Origin of the sequence: Pararcticibacter amylolyticus (assembly GCF_003130405.1) — a bacterium.
GTDB classification, from domain to species: Bacteria; Bacteroidota; Bacteroidia; order Sphingobacteriales; family Sphingobacteriaceae; genus Arcticibacter; species Arcticibacter amylolyticus.
This window is the reverse complement of the sequence record NZ_QEAS01000001.1, coordinates 28708-43567: the sequence shown is the minus strand read 5'-3', so window position 1 is coordinate 43567 and position 14860 is coordinate 28708. Positions and strand designations below refer to the sequence as shown.

Annotated in this window: 16 protein-coding genes; 10 read left to right on the top strand and 6 right to left on the bottom strand. The window is 43.5% G+C overall.

All coding sequences use genetic code 11. The features are described 5' to 3' along the window. Positions 1-20: 20 nt before the first annotated feature. The 6 genes from DDR33_RS00200 to upp all read right to left on the bottom strand — a co-directional run bounded on the left by DDR33_RS00200 (position 21) and on the right by upp (position 4776). On the bottom strand, positions 21-290 hold the full coding sequence (locus DDR33_RS00200) for a DUF4834 family protein (RefSeq protein WP_109413749.1): 270 nt from the start codon (positions 288-290) through the stop codon (positions 21-23). Positions 291-375: 85 nt separating this feature from the next. Then, positions 376-576, bottom strand: a complete 201-nt coding sequence (locus tag DDR33_RS00195) for a YwbE family protein (protein WP_109413748.1) — start codon at positions 574-576, stop codon at positions 376-378. A gap of 117 nt (positions 577-693) precedes the next feature. After that, complete coding sequence (gene uvrB, locus DDR33_RS00190; protein ID WP_109413747.1) at positions 694-2721, bottom strand: excinuclease ABC subunit UvrB; 2028 nt, start codon at positions 2719-2721, stop codon at positions 694-696. 192 nt (positions 2722-2913) lie between these two features. Beyond that, on the bottom strand, positions 2914-3444 hold the full coding sequence (locus DDR33_RS00185; RefSeq protein ID WP_109413746.1) for a DinB family protein: 531 nt from the start codon (positions 3442-3444) through the stop codon (positions 2914-2916). Continuing rightward, positions 3441-4133, bottom strand: a complete 693-nt coding sequence (locus DDR33_RS00180; RefSeq protein ID WP_202913616.1) for a YjjG family noncanonical pyrimidine nucleotidase — start codon at positions 4131-4133, stop codon at positions 3441-3443. The genes DDR33_RS00185 and DDR33_RS00180 overlap by 4 nt, the downstream gene beginning before the upstream one ends. Before the next feature lies 1 nt (position 4134). After that, positions 4135-4776, bottom strand: a complete 642-nt coding sequence (gene upp / locus DDR33_RS00175; RefSeq protein WP_109413744.1) for a uracil phosphoribosyltransferase — start codon at positions 4774-4776, stop codon at positions 4135-4137. Between the two features lie 136 nt (positions 4777-4912). On the opposite strand from upp, the gene DDR33_RS00170 reads away from it, so the two are divergent. The 10 genes from DDR33_RS00170 (at position 4913) to rfbA (ending at position 14839) form a co-directional block, all read left to right on the top strand. Then, positions 4913-5887, top strand: a complete 975-nt coding sequence (locus DDR33_RS00170) for a DUF6427 family protein (protein ID WP_109413743.1) — start codon at positions 4913-4915, stop codon at positions 5885-5887. 113 nt (positions 5888-6000) lie between these two features. Then, positions 6001-6744, top strand: a complete 744-nt coding sequence (locus DDR33_RS00165) for a type III pantothenate kinase (protein WP_109413742.1) — start codon at positions 6001-6003, stop codon at positions 6742-6744. Beyond that, complete coding sequence (locus DDR33_RS00160) at positions 6737-8038, top strand: PorV/PorQ family protein (RefSeq protein WP_109413741.1); 1302 nt, start codon at positions 6737-6739, stop codon at positions 8036-8038. Before DDR33_RS00165 ends, DDR33_RS00160 begins: the two co-directional genes overlap by 8 nt. 1 nt (position 8039) lies before the next feature. Next, positions 8040-8606 carry an LPS export ABC transporter periplasmic protein LptC gene (lptC, locus tag DDR33_RS00155; RefSeq protein WP_238387602.1) on the top strand — a complete coding sequence of 189 codons (567 nt, stop codon included), beginning with the start codon at positions 8040-8042 and terminating at the stop codon, positions 8604-8606. Between the two features lie 101 nt (positions 8607-8707). After that, on the top strand, positions 8708-10810 hold the full coding sequence (locus tag DDR33_RS00150) for a peptidylprolyl isomerase (RefSeq protein WP_317047403.1): 2103 nt from the start codon (positions 8708-8710) through the stop codon (positions 10808-10810). Positions 10811-10968: 158 nt separating this feature from the next. Next, positions 10969-11484, top strand: coding sequence for a DUF2480 family protein (locus DDR33_RS00145; RefSeq protein ID WP_109414156.1), 516 nt, complete (start codon positions 10969-10971; stop codon positions 11482-11484). A gap of 83 nt (positions 11485-11567) precedes the next feature. After that, complete coding sequence (locus DDR33_RS00140) at positions 11568-12323, top strand: DUF3108 domain-containing protein (RefSeq protein ID WP_202913615.1); 756 nt, start codon at positions 11568-11570, stop codon at positions 12321-12323. A 117-nt stretch (positions 12324-12440) separates the two neighbouring features. Then, entirely contained in the window at positions 12441-13004 is a 564-nt protein-coding gene (locus DDR33_RS00135) for a DUF3109 family protein (protein ID WP_109414154.1), read from the top strand. Positions 13005-13027: 23 nt separating this feature from the next. Further along, entirely contained in the window at positions 13028-13957 is a 930-nt protein-coding gene (rfbD, locus tag DDR33_RS00130; protein WP_109413739.1) for a dTDP-4-dehydrorhamnose reductase, read from the top strand. Between the two features lie 21 nt (positions 13958-13978). Beyond that, positions 13979-14839, top strand: coding sequence for a glucose-1-phosphate thymidylyltransferase RfbA (gene rfbA, locus DDR33_RS00125; RefSeq protein WP_109413738.1), 861 nt, complete (start codon positions 13979-13981; stop codon positions 14837-14839). Positions 14840-14860: the final 21 nt, after the last annotated feature.

Sequence of the window (14860 nt, the reverse complement as noted above, 5' to 3'; positions counted from 1 at the left end):
AGGCACGTGAGTGGTTGCGTTTATTTAATTTCTTCGAAATCTATAAAATCGCCTGCTCTGTCTGCAGCCCGGGCTTCCTTGTCTTTGGGAGGGATATAATCTATATTTAATTTGCCGGATGGCTGACTCTGTTTCCGCTGATACGTTTGCTGCTGGTAAGGATTGTTAACCCGTTGCTGTGCCTTATTTACCAGTTTTTGGAACAAAATAGGTAGGAGAAGGCGCACAAGCATTCTTATAAGCCAAAGTACGCAGATTATTATGAGAAGAAATTTTAGTAATGCTGTCATTTTTATATGTTACAAATATGACGAATAAACTCTTTAAATATTACACCCGTAAAGGAACATTTACAATCCCGTGAATTTCGGAATGCTAATCTTCTTCGACTATTTCTGCTACACGGCCTATCTGTCCGTCTTCGAGGCGCACTTTAATCCCCCGGGAGTGAAAGGCTGAGCTTGTCAATAGATTCTTTACAATTCCCCGCGTCAGTTTACCTGAGCGCTGATCTTTTTTGAGGATTATATCCACCTCCAGTCCCGGGAATATATCTTTTCTGTATTGTCCGTTCATTATTAGATATTAGTTGTCAGCAATTGGCTTTTGGTAATTAGCTTCTGGCTGACTGTTATTGTTTATCTTGTTTGCACTAAAGTTATTAGTCACTCATAACACATAATTCATGTGTCCTTAGCCTCTTCCTTCCATCTCTTTCTCCAGGGCGAACATTTCGTCCCTGAGCTTTGCAGCAAGTAAGAAGTCCATGTCTTTTGCAGCAGCAAGCATATCCTTTTTTGTCTTTTCGATAGCCTTTTTGAGCTCCGGTTTGCTCATGTATTGCACTATCGGGTCTGCTGCCACAGATCTTACTTCGTCGTTTCCTACATACACCTTCTGGACTCCCCCTTTAAAGTCGACCACCGATGTTTGCTCAATTATGGCTTCTTTGGACTTGCCAACTGTTTTCGGAATAATGCCATGTTCTTCATTATATCTAATCTGTTTTTCGCGGCGCCGGTTCGTTTCGTCAATTGTAATACGCATGCTGTCGGTGATCGTATCAGCATACATGATTACCTTTCCGCGATCATTCCTGGCAGCCCGGCCGATGGTCTGGATGAGAGAACGTTCTGAACGCAGAAATCCTTCCTTATCGGCGTCGAGTATTGCGACGAGTGATACCTCCGGAAGATCCAGTCCTTCCCGCAGTAAATTAATCCCGACCAGTACATCAAATTCGCCGAGACGGAGGCCTCTCAGGATTTCAACCCTTTCCAGGGTCTTCACCTCTGAATGGATGTATCTCACTTTTACACCCAGCCTGTCCATGTATTTTGTAAGCTCTTCCGCCATTCTTTTGGTCAGTGTTGTCACCAATACCCGGTCTCCCTGTTTTACGGTCCGGTCTACTTCGTCAAGGAGGTCATCCACCTGGTTGATGATCGGCCTGATCTCTATCGTTGGGTCAAGCAGGCCGGTTGGTCTGATCACCTGTTCCACCACTACACCTCCTGATTTCTCAAGTTCAAAGTCGCCAGGGGTGGCACTCACATAAATCGTCTGAGGTGCCAGGCGTTCAAATTCCTCAAAATTCAAAGGCCGGTTGTCGAGCGCCGCAGGAAGACGGAATCCATACTCTACGAGCGACATTTTTCTCGAACGGTCTCCGCCGTACATTGCCCTTACCTGAGGAACAGTTACGTGGCTTTCATCAATAACCATTAAATAGTCTTCAGGAAAATAGTCGAGCAGGCAGAATGGTCTCATTCCCGGGCTGCGTCCATCGAAGAAGCGTGAATAGTTTTCTATACCACTGCAGTATCCCAGTTCCCGCATCATTTCCAGGTCGTAATTTACCCTTTCTTCAAGCCGTTTAGCTTCCAGGAACCGCTGATCTGAAATCAGCTGCTGCTTACGTGTTTCGAGCTCCTGCTGAATTGCCCATACTGATTTATTAAAACGGTCTTTTGGCGTAACAAACAGGTTTGCCGGATAGACCACCATTTCGGTCATCTTTTCAAGTGTTTTTCCTGTTCCGGGGTCAATCACACTTAATTCTTCAATATCATCCCCAAAAAAAGACACTCTGTAAGCATAATCAAGATAAGCCGGGTAGATATCGACTGTATCCCCCTTAACCCTGAACGTTCCGCGTTTGAAATCTGCTGTAGTCCTTGAATAGAGGATTTCGACAAGGCGGTGAAGAAACGCGTTACGGCTGACCCTGGTTCCGACTGCGAAGCGGAATACAGAATTATAGAAGTCCTCAGGATTCCCCATACCATATATGCAGGAGATAGATGAAACTACTATGATGTCCCTTCTTCCCGACATAAGGGATGACGTGGTCCGTAACCGTAATTTTTCTATTTCGTCATTGATTTGAAGATCTTTTTCAATATAGGTATTAGTGGTAGCTATATATGCCTCAGGCTGATAATAATCATAATAGGAAACGAAGTAGTTAACCGAGTTTTCCGGGAAGAACTGTTTGAACTCACCGTAGAGCTGTGCTGCCAGTGTTTTATTGTGACTTAAGATCAGCGTAGGCTTCTGCGTTTGCTGGATGATATTTGCCACAGTAAATGTTTTTCCCGATCCTGTAACCCCGAGGAGGGTTTGGTAGTTTTCCTCATTCCGGACTCCCTCAACGAGTTGCCTGATTGCTTCAGGCTGATCGCCGGCAGGCTGGTAGTCAGATATTAATTTGAAATCCATGAAATATCAAAGATAAAGAAATCTAAAATAGAATGTAAAGAGGACCCCGAATAACAGAAGGGTTCCTTCATGCCGTATAAATGAAAAAGGGGGGAACTACGCCGTAGCTCCCCACCAAATCAAACTTTATTTAACAACAGCATTAAAATAACGCTATGTAGAGATAACGCTGTTTCTGACATTTTAGTTTATCTAACCAGCGTGCAGTCCGTTGCGTTTTAAACTTTTTTTCAATTTCTTTAAATGATATCTGCTGTAAATCTCCATAAACCGGAGCCACTGAATACAATTGAGCATCCCTAGTCTGGGATGTTTAATTCTTTGCTCTGATGAACATTTTGATATTTTGGGTAACAGCTCCTTCAGTTTCACGGTGAATCTGATCATGTCATTTTTTGCCTCTTCCCGGGTTGTCACCCTCACAAGTGCCAGTATATTCGAAGGGATATTGAGCTTGCCCGGTGGAAATCGCCCGAAATAGAGGATAAGCCTGGTAACAAGCGGAAGTCCATGCCTCCTTTGTTGCTGCTTGCCGTAGATGCATTTTTCAATGGCCAGCAGGGAACGCACGTTAACCTGCACAATATGGCAGAAGATTTCCGAACAGGACCAGCTTCCATCTTCAGGCTGACGGCAAAATTCCTCATCTGTGAGATTTTTCAGAATTTCCTGATATTCACTGGTGATATCCAGGATAGAACGTGCATTTATCCCCATACTCATAATAAAGATCTTAATTCATCCAGATTCTTTATCTGAACCGGTACGTCTTCGGGCTTGGGTTTGTCTGCAGGGTTAAAATAGATAGCATCTATTCCATAATCCAATGCACCGCGTACATCTGCTTCCAGACTATCTCCAATCATGATACATTCATTCTTCTCTGCGCGGGCTTCTCTTAATGCATATTCAAAAATGGCCTTGTCAGGTTTATTGGAACCAACCTTTTCAGAGATTACTATTGTTGTAAAATACCCGGCCAGTTCACATACCTTAATCTTGGTAGTGGTGGCTTCGGTGAAGCCATTAGATATTATGTGAAGACGATATCTCCTGTTAAGATATTGTAATATATCGTGAGTTCCGGGGAATAAGCCCGTTTTTGTTGGGCAGATCCTGACGTAGTCCTCCTCAAACAGGGATGGAATTGCGTCTGGTTTCACCCCGAGGTCGATAAAGGTCTTTCTGAACCTTGTAGTCCTTAAATATTCTTTTGAGATTTTACCGGTATGATAGGATGCCCACAGAGCATGATTGTTCCGGGTGTAAGTCTCTATGAATGTATAAGGGCAGGAAACTCCCAAAGATCTGAGCTGATGAGACTGGTACAGCTCATGAAGGGTTTCTTCCGCATTCTTATCGAAATCCCAAAGAGTGTGATCAAGATCAAAGAAGATATGTTTATATTGCATCTTACTCTTTTGTTCCATAGGCGAGGTCGCCGGCATCACCCAGTCCCGGGACAATATAGGCCTTCGTGGTCATTTCTTCGTCAATAGCTCCAAGCCATAGCCTGGCTTTAGGTAAATTAGCTTTAACATAGGCCACTCCTTCACTGCTCGCAATAATAGAAACGATATGTAATTGTTTTATGGTATACTGATCGAGAAGTTCTTTACAGCTCATCACAATGCTTCTGCCCGTCGCCAGCATGGTATCTGCAACAATTACGATCTTATCGTTAAGATCCGGTGTTGTTACATATTCTTTCTGGATAACAAATCCATCTCCTTTAGTGTGCTGACGGTATGCAGCTATAAATGCAGAATCAGCTTTGTCAAAATAGTTGAGCAATCCCTGGTGCAGGGGCAGTCCTGCGCGAAGAATGGTTGCCAGGACCGGCTGTTCGGATATTACCGGAACTAAAGCGGTTCCCAGGGGCGTCTCAAATTCGGTCTCACTATAGCTCAGTGTTTTGCTGATCTCAAACGCAAAGATCTCACCCAGGCGTTCCAGATTTCTTCGAAAGCGCATGCTGTCCTGCTGGATCTGGGCATCGCGTAATTCAGCTAAAAAATTATTCCCTATAGATGGAGTGTCGCTCAGAATGTACATATTATGTTAAAATTAATCAATTCCAACGGCTTTAAAGATAAATAATTGGCAAATGTTACATATTCGGGAATTAATAAATTTTCTGCTTCTGCGGCTTTTATCCTAATATTGCTTTTTTTAACACCCTGTTTGTGGTATGATTAATCAGTTCAGAAATTTAAATCCTGTAAATCTGATATTGCTAGTTGTGATAGCCTTTGTGTTAAGGATAGGGGTGTTATTGCAATTGCCTGATCATTTGGATTTTTCTCTCTTTGAACCCTATGCAGGAATCCTGATCCAGTTGCCTGAAGATCTTTTCTCACCTTTCAGCAACATTTTCTATTCAACAGTCATCATCCTCCTTCAGGCGATGGTGCTAAACCGCATTGTAAATAGTTACAATCTTTTAGGGAAGCCTTCTTTTCTGCCCGCTTTGATGTATGTCACCGTTTCAGCCATGCTTGAGCCCTTTGTTGTACTGAATCCCGTTCTGATAGCCAATTTTCTTATTTTGTGGATGATCGAGAAGTTTTTCAGCATTTACCGGCGCGAAAGTGTACTTCCGGTGTTATTCGATCTCGGGATGATCACAGCGCTGGGCACCCTGATTTATTTTCCTTTCATAGGAATGATGCCGTTATTGTGGGTCTCTCTGGTGATTTTCAGGCCATTTAACTGGCGCGAATGGGTTGCCGGCCTGGTTGGATTTATAGCGGTTGTTTTTTTTCTCTGCACCATCTATTATCTCACGGATTCCCTGGGCGGTTTTGTGAACATTCTTCCCCGGGTTACCCGTTTTCGCACAGGTTTTCACGTTAACCTATATGATTATATTGTGCTCATTCCTGTTGCAGTGATCCTGATCCTGTCTGTTTTTACGCTCCAGCAGAAGTTTTACAGGAGCAATGTACACGTACGTAAATCGTACTTCATATTGATTTTTCTTGTCTTGTTTACAATCGTATCCTTCAACATCACGAGAGAGTACAACATTCACCATTTTCTGCTGGCGATGCCTCCGCTGGCTATCCTGATGGCTCACTTTTTTACAAGTTCAACCAAACGCTGGTTTTATGAAAGCCTTTACCTGATTTTGGCGGCTTTTATTATATACTTCCAATTCGTGTGATGCAGATCCGGGTATTTCAATTAACCTTTTTTAACATTTCTCCGGTAACAGCCAATTAAAATTTGAATAGCTTTGCAATATGTTGGTTTCGATAATAAAATGCTTATTATCTGATGTTTAATCTGGTTGTGGATATAGGGAATACGTTCTCTAAAGTTGCGGTGTTTAAAGATCGTCAGATTTTGGAACTGGAGGTTTCTGAAAATCTCAGCGCTGATCATCTGGCAGGCTGGTTTCAAAAATATCCTCTCAGTAACGCTGTGCTGTCGACCGTGAGAAAGGATGCCGGGGAGCCTGGTGCATTTTTGCAGTCGCGCTGTCGTTATATCGAATTCAGTACGAAGATAAGCGCAGGAATAATTAATCATTACAAAACGCCGTCTACCCTTGGGCTGGACAGATATGCAGCAGTCATTGGAGCTAAAGCTTTGCTTCCGGAGAGAGATTGCCTCGTGATAGATGCCGGGACGTGTATCACCTATGATTTTATAGATAGCAAAGGGAACTATTGGGGCGGGAGTATTTCCCCGGGAATCGGAATGCGGTTCAGGGCCATGAATACTTTTACAGGCCGCCTGCCGTTAATTGAGTTCGACGAATCATTTCAGGAAGAGTACGGGCTGGATACAGCCGATGCATTATTGTCGGGCGTTAATAATGGGATTTTCTTTGAAGTGAAAGGATTTATAGAACAATATAGCCGGAACTGGCCGCAGGCAAAGGTTCTTCTTTGCGGTGGAGATGTTAATTTTTTTGATAGACGGTTGAAAAATAGCATCTTTGCGGCCAGCATAAAAGCTGAGCCCAACCTGGTTCTTATTGGTTTAAACGAAGTTATTCATCAGTATAATGATTAAATTTATAAAGTATATATTCTTCTCTTTGGTATTAGTGCTCAGTTTGGATACGAATGCACAGACTACAACCGGTTCTACATATTCTCAGTTGGGGATAGGTTTGTTAAACCGGCCGGTGCTTCCCCAGAACCGTGCAATGGGAGGGATCTCCGCAGGGATAAGGAGAGCGGGGGCTTACAGCAACATCAATCTGGCCAATCCGGCTTCGTATTCGTCTATCCTCCTGACAACCTTTGATGGTGGTATCGGAGGAGAGTTTTTAACCAGAAGTAAGGGCAACCGTTCTGAAGGAGATTTCACCGGATCTCTCAGCCATCTGGTATTTGGAGTTCCTGTTAATAAAACATCGGCACTCAGTTTTGGTATAATTCCTTTCAGCAGCCAGGGTTTCCAAACCCGGGAGCCGAACAGTGCGGATACGGTGACCGTTGATAATATTTATGCAGGAGACGGTGGGTTGTCTAAAGCTTATCTGGGATATGGCGTTCAATTAGGGAAAAATTTCAGTGTAGGTGCAAACGTTTCTTACATATTCGGCAAGCTTGAAGAAACCGAGTCTCATGAGTTTGTATATGATTATTCTGCTTATAGTTCCAGAATGCAAACTTCCAGCAGCATAGGTGGTTTCAACTTCGATTACGGACTCCAGTATTCAGGAGCTCTTTCAAACAAGCTGAGACTGGTACTTGGTTATTCGGGAACCCTGGCATCCAAGCTGGACCAGGACGATAAGATGGTTTTTTACCGTTATACCAAGGGCACCGGAGGAGAAGAGGGTGTAGCGACTGATTCTATAGGTTCGGAGAAGAAGTATGCCACCAAAACCTTAAAGCTTCCTCTTACCCATACTGCTGGGTTTACCATAGAGAAGGCAAATCACTGGCTGGTAGGAGCGGATGTCAGAATGGGGCAGTGGAGTAAATACCGGGAGGGGAATTCCAATCCTGATAATCTTCAGAACTCTTATGGTTTCTCGGTAGGGGGACAGATCACCCCGGACATAAATTCTGTGGGCAGTTATTTTAAGGTTATCGATTACAGGCTTGGATTTTCATATGATAAGAGCAATATCAGGTATAATAATACAGATATTGAGCAAATGGCTGTAACCTTCGGATTTGGTTTTCCTTTACAGGCAAGTCCTACCCGAACCACTTTCTATAAAATAAACGTTTCAGCTGAACTCGGACAGCGCGGAACATTATCAAACAATTTGGTGCGTGAACGGTATGTAAATATACACTTTGGCTTTACACTGAACGATCAGTGGTTCCGTAAGTATAAATTTGATTAAGTTGGCGCAGTACCGGGTTTTTGGTATCATTCTGATAATTGTGTGTTTTTCTCTGACGGCCTGTGAAAATGACCTCAGGGAAGTAGAGAAGATTTCTGCAAAAGGCTCTTCAGTCAGAGTGGATAAATCTAAAGGTGTAGAGATCATCTATAGTGATTCTGCGCGTGTAAAGGCCAGGATACTCACCCCCCTGCTTAATTACTATAAAGTAGATAAACCTTATTACGAGATGCCCAAGGGAGCTACTGTTATATTCTTTGACGAAAACCTGAAGGAGAGCAGCAGGATCGTGTCAGATTACGCACTTCAGTATGAAACCTCGCGTGTGGTAGAAATGCGAAAGAATGTAGTTGGCACAAGCGCTAAGGGCGATGTATTTAAATCTGATGAACTAATCTGGGATCCCGGGAAAAAGGAGCCCGTATACTCAAATAAACTGGTGACGATCACTCAGCCCAACGGAAATATAGTTTTTGGGAACGGTTTTTCCAGTGATGAGCGTTTTAAGCGCTGGCAGCTTACAGACGCAACAGGAAACTTCCCTTCAGGCACGAATTTAATTGAGTGATTGCTAAAAGGTTCTTAGTGTAAATATTGTCATTTTTTTTTGAAAAGTTGTATCTTGCGCGCTCTTTTTGAATACGAATAAAGTTAGATTATATGGGAATAATGAGTTTTTTGCGAAACCGTGCAGGTGTTATCCTTGTAGGTGCAATAGGTTTGGCAATAGTAGCCTTTTTATTAGGAGACGCTATCAAGATCGGCAGTCCCTTTATGAGAGGCAACCAAACCGACGTTGGTGAAGTTGCCGGAGAAAAGATCAATATTGATGATTTTCGTCAGAAAGTGGAGCAGAACGAGGCACAGTTTAAGCAGCAGATGGGGCAAGGTGCCCTTAATCCGCAAATGGCCTCCTATGTTGTGGAGAATACGTGGAACCAGGAAGTGATGACTGTGCTCCTGAATAAGGAGGTTAAACGCATTGGTATCGAGGTTGGTGAAAATGAGTTAGCCGATATGATCACAGGTAAAAACCCTGATCCGCAGGTTGTGCAAGCTTTTGCTGATCCCCAGACCGGACAAATAAACAGGTCGCAGTTAAGTGCTTTTATTTCAAATATGAAATCCCAGGATCCGGGTAGTGCAATGGGACAACAGTGGGGAAACTTTCTTTTGTCGATAAAAAGAGGTCGTCTCTTTCAGAAATATAACGGTCTGGTGAAGAATTCAATCTATGTGACCTCTCTGGAAGCGAGAGAAGATTACTCCCAGCGTAATAAACTTGCAAATTTCAATTATGTTAATCTTGAATATGCTTCCATTCCTGACAATAAGGTTCAGCTGACGGATGGTGACTATCAGGAATATTATAATAAGAATAAAAAGAGATTCGTTAACCGGGAGGAATCCAGGACGTTTGAATATGTAATATTTGATGCGAGCCCTTCAAAAGCCGATTCTGCAGATGCCCGGAATTTAATAAACAAGCTGGCAGCAGATTTCAGAACTACTACCAACGACTCCCTTTTTGTAAGTGTGAATTCTGATACCAAAGCTCCTGTTGCATATGTAAGAAAGGGACAGTTGGATCCGGCACTGGATTCTTCAGTTTTCAAAGCTTCAACTGGCACAGTAATCGGTCCGGTATTCAGTAACGGTGCCTTTAAGGTTGCGAAGGTTGTGGACGTCAGGATGAGCCCCGACTCTGTTAAGGCAAGTCACATTCTGATCAATCCGGCTACAGTTGGAGGAGTGGACAAAGCAAAGAATATTGCTGATTCTCTTCTGGCTATATTACAAAAGGGAGGTAACTTTGCTGAGCAGGCTGCAAAATTCGGATCAGACGGCACGAAAGATAAAGGCGGAGAGCTCGGAACATTTGCCCGCGGTGCCATGGTTCCGGCGTTCGAGGAAGCTGTATTTAACGGGAAGCCCGGTGAACTGAAAGTGATCACAACCCAGTTCGGTGTACACGTTATACGGATAGACAAGCAGGTGGGCTCTTCCAGAGTTGCTAAAGTAGCAATAGTAGATAAAGCCGTTGCCAGTAGCAGTCAGACTCAGCAGGCCGCTTACGGTAAGGCTTCTGCATTTCTGTCGAATGTAAAAGATGCTGAATCTTTTAATGAGCAGATCCAGAAATCGAAGCTGCGTAAACTTGTCGCAGAGAATATTACCCCTTCACAGTCTATGGTCTCAGGTATTGAAAATCCCAGGGAGATCGTAAGATGGGCTTTTGAGGCAGATAGAGGAGATGTTTCTGATAAGGTGTTTGAATCCGAGAACACTTATGTGGTAGCCTGCCTTACCGACGTAAGAGAGAAAGGAATTCTTCCTGTAGAGAAAGTAAAGAAGGATATCGAACCAATGGTAAGAAATCTGGTTAAAGCCAGAATGCTGTCGGAGAAGATGCAGAAAGCACTTTCCGGCGCTTCTACTATCAACCAGGTTGCGTCAAAGCTCGGCCGTCCTGTTCAACCTGTTCAGAACGTTGTGTTTGCTAATCCTATTATTCCCGGAATTGCCCAGGAAAATAAGGTAGTAGGTACCGTGTTTGGCCTTGAGCCGAAGAAGCTTTCTAAAGTCATTGAAGGTGAGCAGGGAGTCTATGTAGTTCAGGTGAACGGATTTACCAATCCTGCCCCTCTCACTAACACCTTCAGCCAAAAACAGCAAATGTATCAGACTGTAGGACAGAGAGCGCAGGGACAGGTGATGGAAGTGCTGCGTGAAAAAGCAGATATAAAGGACTATCGTCTGAAGTTCTTTTAAAAAATTATATATCGCAAAAAGGTCTGGAGGTTCCCTTCAGACCTTTTTTTATGTTTAGGCAAATTTGTTTTAAAACATTATGCCGTTTAAAGTTTTTACTTTATGCTTATAGGAATTGAATTTCAAGATCTGAACTTTGCATACTAAACATGCAGAAAATGAATATTCAGGAAAACATAGTAAACAGAGTAGCTCAAAGCGGGCTGGTGACTTTCGATCTTGCCGATCTTTACCCCGCTGGTGAAAGGGTAGTTTATGATATCAAGAATAACTTATTTCACGGGTTGATCCTTAAAGAGAAGGACTTTCGCGAATTTGTGAAAGAACATGACTGGTCTCAATATGAAGGCAAGAACGTTGCAATTACCTGCTCGGCAGATGCTATCGTGCCCACCTGGGCTTATATGTTGCTGGCTAACAAGCTGGCCTCTTATGCGGCAGAGGTGATGTTCGGTAGTCTGGAAGCGCTCGAGACGGTTTTATTCAGGAAAAAAATTGATAGTCTGGACATGGAAAACTTTAGAGATAAGAGGGTTGTTATAAAGGGATGCGGTGATATCGCAGTTCCCGAATCCGCGTTTGTGGCGATAACTGTTGAGCTGACGAGAGTGGCGAAAAGTATTATGTACGGAGAACCATGTTCTACCGTGCCTGTTTTTAAGAGAAAAGACTAATGTGATTGACAGTACGTTTAAGTTTGAAGTAGTGACGGGGCCCGGAATGATAACCGGCTGATCTCTTTGCTCTATTGTATAGTATGAGAAAATTTGTATTGCTTCTTCCGCTTTTTCTATTTATTCAGTTAGTGTTTCCCCAGGAGCTGGAGAACCGCAAAGAGACGGCGTTTAAACCCGGAGAAGAATTGAAGTATCGTCTCAGGTACGGGTTTATCACTGCAGCAGAAGCCACTTTGAATGTACTCGATTCAGATGTTAAGTTTGATAATAAGCCGGTGTTTCACCTGGTCGCCCAGGGCAAAACAGCGGCGTCTTTTAATCTTTTCTATAAGGTGAGGAACAGATACGACTCTTATATCGATCGTAAAGACCTCACACCTTACCTCTATACAGAAAATATCAGGGAGGCTAATTACCGGCGTACCGATAAAGTACGTTTCTACCAGGATCAAAATAAAGTAGTTGGTAATAAGGGGACATTCAAAGGAAGGGATAAGACATTCGATCTGGTATCCGCTTTTTTCTTTGCAAGGAGTCTTGATCTCTCAGGCGTCCGGCCGGGTACTTTGTTCACTATTCCTTATTTCCTGGATGATGAAGTGGCCGATATGAAGATCACTTACGTAGGTAAGGAGACAATCAAAACTCCTATAGGTACGTTTAATTGTCTGAAATTTAACCCGTCGATTAAGCCGGGCCGTATCTTCAGGAAAGACAGCAAATTATATCTCTGGATTACAGACGACGGGAATCGTATCCCTGTAAAAGCCCAGGTAGAGATTCTTGTAGGCTCTGTCACCCTTGAAGTTACTTCAGCCAAAGGGCTAAAGTATTGATTAAGCCTGCCCTTCCCGCCTTTAAAAGCCTGTATTTACATATTGCTCATCTCACATCCTCCTGCCATTACTATTTTTAAAAATATTTACGACCTTTACGCAGCAATGGGATTGAATATGATTGAAGTACAGCACACTTTGGTGCATGAGGATATTTTAGAAGAGAGTTTTGTGTGTCATCTTGATAAATGCAAAGGAGCGTGTTGTGTAGAAGGAGATGCCGGTGCTCCGCTTGAGCGTAGCGAACTTAAGATACTGGAGGAGATTTATCCCCATGTAAAACCTTTTATGACAGAGAAGGGTATTGAGACTATAGAACAGCAGGGGACCTGGGTGCGGGATCAGGACGGGGATTATACTACTCCGTGCGTTGACGGGAATAAGGAATGCGCTTATGTTATTTGGGAGGGCGGTGTCAGTAAATGTGCCATTGAAAAAGCATATCTTGAGAACAAGGTTCATTGGAAAAAACCCATTTCCTGTCACTTATATCCGATCAGGATAACTGCTTACCCGGAATTTGAGATATTAAATTACGACCGCTGGCATATATGTAAAGCTGCATGCTCATACGGGAGAGAGCTTAAGGTACCTGTTTACCGCTTTCTGAAAGAGCCGCTTATCCGTAAATATGGCGAGGACTGGTACAATGAGCTCGACGGAGCTGCTTCCCTGTCATAAACGATCTTATCACACCACCAAATATGAGTGAATACGAACATAGAAATTTTTCGCTGCTGGACAGAGGCGGGGTACCCGTAGATCTTGGTTCACGGATAGTCGTCTTCGGGGCATCGGGTCAGCTTGGACAATGTCTGCAGCATGTTGCTATACAAAGAGGAATTAAAAATATTCTTTTTCTTCCGGAAGAGCGTGCCAATATTCTGGACAAGGACGCGATTGCACAGGTTCTGGCGGATGAAATGCCGCTTTATGTCATCAACTGTGCTGCATATACTGCAGTGGATAAAGCTGAAGATGAAATTGAGCTCGCCCGCAGTATTAACAGGGATGGCCCGGCCAATCTAGCAGCTGTTTGCCGGTCCCATCATACTACATTGATCCATATATCGACTGACTTTGTTTTCGAAGGTGAAATTCCAAAGTTGCTGGTAGAAAGTGATCCGGCAAGGCCCATTAATATTTATGGGATCACCAAGCTTCAGGGCGAGGCCGCTATAGCAGGGATCTTTCATAAATATTTCATCCTCCGGACAAGCTGGTTGTATTCGGAATATGGGAATAATTTCGTGAAAACCATGCTGAGATTAGGGAAGGAGCGTGAGGAGATTGCGGTGGTGGCTGACCAGGTTGGTACTCCAACCTACGCCATTGATCTCGCGGAAGCGATCTTTGATATTATTCAGTCGGGGTCTAGTGAATATGGGACTTATCATTACAGCAATGAAGGACTTACCTCGTGGTATGATTTCGCAAAGGCAATCTTTGCGGTAGGCGGACTTCAGGTCAATGTAAGGCCTCTTAAAACCTTCGAATATTTTACCAAAGCCGCCCGGCCAGCTTTTTCGGTAATGGATAAGTCAAAGATAAAGAATACTTTTGCTATGAAGATTCCATACTGGCGTGACAGTCTGGAGACTTGTATAAACCGTTTGAATGCTAATGGCGAATAATTATTTACTAAACACTTAAAAATGAAAGGTATTATACTCGCAGGCGGATCGGGCACCCGCCTTCACCCCCTCACCCTTGCTACCAGTAAACAGATGATGCCTGTTTACGACAAGCCGATGATCTATTACCCCTTGTCAATTCTGATGCTTGCCGGAATCAGGGAGATTCTTATTATTTCGACCCCGCATGATCTTCCTAACTTTGAGAAGCTATTGGGCGATGGTTCGCGGATAGGTTGTCACTTTTCTTATGCAGTACAGGAGCAGCCTAATGGGCTGGCGCAGGCGTTTGTCATTGGAGAGAGGTTTGTAGGAGATGACAGTGTCGCCCTGATCCTGGGAGATAACATATTTTATGGCGATGGCCTTTCTGTGCTTCTTCAGAAACTGAATGATCCCGAAGGAGGTGTTGTATTTGCGTATCCGGTATCCGATCCTGAGAGATACGGAGTGGTTGAGTTTGATGAAAATAATAATGTCATTTCCATAGAAGAAAAACCGGAAAATCCCAAGTCTAATTACGCAGTTCCAGGTCTTTATTTCTACGATAATTCTGTTGTAGAGATTGCAAAGAATATAAAGCCCTCATTCAGGGGTGAATATGAGATCACTGATGTGAATAAAGAATATCTTAAACGGGGACAACTGAAGGTTGGGGTGCTGAGCCGGGGCACAGCATGGCTGGACACCGGAACCTTCACCTCTTTAATGCAGGCGGGACAGTTTGTCCAGGTTATCGAAGAACGGCAGGGGCTGAAGATCGGTTGTATAGAAGAAGTCGCATACAGGATGGGTTTTATTTCTGATGAAGAGCTTCGGGTTGCGGCGCAGCCGCTTGTAAAGAGCGGTTACGGACAATATTTACTTAAGATACTGGGATAGAATCCTGGTTCTGATAAACAA